This is a genomic window from Variovorax sp. 20P10.2.4 (genome assembly GCF_058244205.1).
In genome coordinates, this window is sequence record NZ_JBZAYE010000880.1 from 1 (window position 1) to 2,456 (window position 2,456).

A 2,456-nucleotide genomic window follows, 5' to 3' on the forward strand; every position below is an offset into this window, starting at 1 on the left:
CTCTTGCCGTGGCGCCGCGCGGCCCCGGGTGCGGCCGCCCCCACGTGCGGTGTTCCGGTCCAGATCGTCTCGAATGTCGTGTTCATCGTGTGCTCCCATTGCGGGTCCAGAAACCATGCCGGTTTCTCCAGCCACGCGATTCGCCCGGATGCACGCAGTGGGCTTGGGATGAGACGTCGGCAGGATCCGGCCGGCGAAATGTAAATAGACGTACCCCCGCGTGAAATCACCAGGGGGTACCCCATGCCAGGGCAGTTTCTTTTCGTGTCGGGCACGCGGGCGCGCCGCGGCGCCTGCGAATGAGGAAGGGGCTCGTCGCTCGCAGAAAGCCCCGCGCCGGGAGCCCGTGCAAGGCTTGCAAAAGGTGGGTAGAGCGGGGGTGCTCCAGGAAGTAACTTGCGCGTGTCGACAGACACAAGTGCCGCGGCGAAGGGCGTGGGAGCCGGCGCTGCCGCGCAGACTCTTAGACGGCCACCAGCGCCTTCAGGCTCGCCAGCGACGCATCGACGATCTCGCTGTAGCTGCGTCGCTCGGAGGCCTGGACCCATTGCGCGAACGCGATGCGGAACACCGCGATGCCCGCCTCGGCCGCGAGGCTTGCATCGGACTTCTCCACGCCCCTGGCGCGCAAGGCGGCCGCGAGGGCCTCTGACAACCTGGCCAGCTTGATCAGCTCGCGTTCGTGCAACTCGCTCGTGGCGGCGATCACGGTGGCGCGCTGGTGGGCGTAGCGGCGGCGCTCCTCGTCGAAGAAATCCGCGGCGCCCCTCAGCGCGATGGCCACCGCCTCCATGGCCGAGGCACGCGCAGGCGCGGCGGCGAGCGCGGCCGTCATCGATTGCTGCAGCAGCTCCGAGCCGTTGAACAGCACTTCGCGCTTGTCCGCGAAGTGGCGAAAGAAAGTGCGCGGCGTGAGACCGGCGCGCTGCGCGATGGCCGCCACCGTGGTCTGCTCATAGCCGATCTCCGCGAACAGCTCCATGGCGGCCACGCGAAAGCGTCCTGCCGCATCGGGCTCCCAACGACCCATCGGACCTCCCAAGTGTTGACACAGTGTGACATCATAGGTTTATACTGATGTCACTTAATGACATCACTGGAGCATTCGATGAAGATTCTTGTCACTGGCGCGTCGGGCTGGATCGGCTCGGCCAGCGTCGCCGAACTCCTCGCGGCCGGGCACCAGGTGCTGGGCCTCGCCCGCAACGACGAAGCCGCCGCCAGGATCGAGCAGTTGGGCGCCGAGGTCGTGCGCGGCTCGCTGGACGATGTTGCGAGCCTGCGCGCCGCGGCGGCGCGCGCGGAAGGCGTGGTGCACCTCGGCTACAACCACGACTTCTCCCAGATGGCCGCGGCGGCCCGGACCGACCGCGCCGCCATCGACGCCTTCGCCGACGTCCTGCAGGGAACCGGCGGCCCGCTGCTGATCGCCTCGGGCACGCTGGGCCTGGCGCCCGGGCGCGTGGGCACCGAAGCGGACATGCCCGCGGCCGCGACCCATCCACGCATCGCGAATGCGGCGTACACGCTCGACCTGGCGCAGCGCGGCATCCGCTCGCTGGTCGTGCGGTTCGCACCGACAGTGCATGGCGCCGGCGGCGACCACGGCTTCGTCGCAACGCTGGCCCGGATCGCGCGAACCAAGGGCGTCGCGGCGTACCTGGGCGAAGGCCTCAACCGCTGGCCGGCCGTCCATCGGCTCGATGCCGGCAAGCTCGTGCAGCTCGCGATCGACAAGGCGCCACCGGGCACTGTCCTGCATGCGGTCGCCGAGGAAGGCATCGCCACCAAGGACATAGCGACGGCGCTGGGCCGGTTCCTCGACGTGCCGGCCGAGTCAATCCCCGCCGACCGCGCGGCTTCGCACTTCGACTGGCTCGGCATGTTCTTCGGCGCCGACGCGCCCGCCGCCAATGCCAGGACGCGCGAAGTGCTCGGCTGGGAGCCGACGCACGCAACGCTGCTGCAGGACATTGCCGCGGGGCACTATCCCGGGCACTGATCGCACCGTCATCGCCGCGATCGGCGCACCCAGTTCGAGATCGCGATGCCCGCCACGATCAGCCCCGTCGCCAGCAGCAGCGCGCCATCGGGCCTTTCGCCCAGCGCGAGGTCGGCCGCCAGCAGGCCCACCACCGGCACGCCCAGCAGCCCCATCGAGGTCACGGAGGCCGGCAGGTCACGGTTCACGGTGTTCATCGCCCAGTAGGCGAGCACGGTGCCGATGAGGTTGCTGTAGCCCAGCAGCGCGACCAGCTCCATCGACCACGCGATGCGCGGCACGCCCTCGATGGCCAGCGCCAGCAGCAGTTGCGCGCTGCTCGCCAACAGCATCTGCCAGGGCAGCAGCTGGAACGGCGGCGTGGTCCATCGATGGGCGCGTCCGTAGACGATGCAGGCGGCCCAGCAGGCCGCGGCCAGCAGGATCAGACCGTGGCCGCGCACCACGTCGGCAT

At 69.6% G+C, this 2,456-nt stretch carries 3 protein-coding genes; 1 reads left to right on the forward strand and 2 read right to left on the reverse strand.

Going from position 1 to position 2,456, the window contains the following annotated elements:
* Positions 1–463: 463 nt before the first annotated feature.
* Positions 464–1,030 (reverse strand): TetR/AcrR family transcriptional regulator, encoded by a 567-nt coding sequence (locus tag AC27VN_RS38900; protein WP_490880124.1) that lies wholly within the window; start codon positions 1,028–1,030, stop codon positions 464–466.
* A gap of 78 nt (positions 1,031–1,108) precedes the next feature.
* Here AC27VN_RS38900 and AC27VN_RS38905 point away from each other — a divergent pair, with 78 nt between their 5' ends.
* Positions 1,109–2,002 carry an SDR family oxidoreductase gene (locus AC27VN_RS38905; protein WP_490880125.1) on the forward strand — a complete coding sequence of 298 codons (894 nt, stop codon included), beginning with the start codon at positions 1,109–1,111 and terminating at the stop codon, positions 2,000–2,002.
* A gap of 8 nt (positions 2,003–2,010) precedes the next feature.
* Here the strand turns inward: AC27VN_RS38905 and AC27VN_RS38910 are convergent.
* The coding region (locus tag AC27VN_RS38910) for an EamA family transporter (RefSeq protein ID WP_490880126.1) at positions 2,011–2,456 on the reverse strand (446 nt) is incomplete at its 5' end.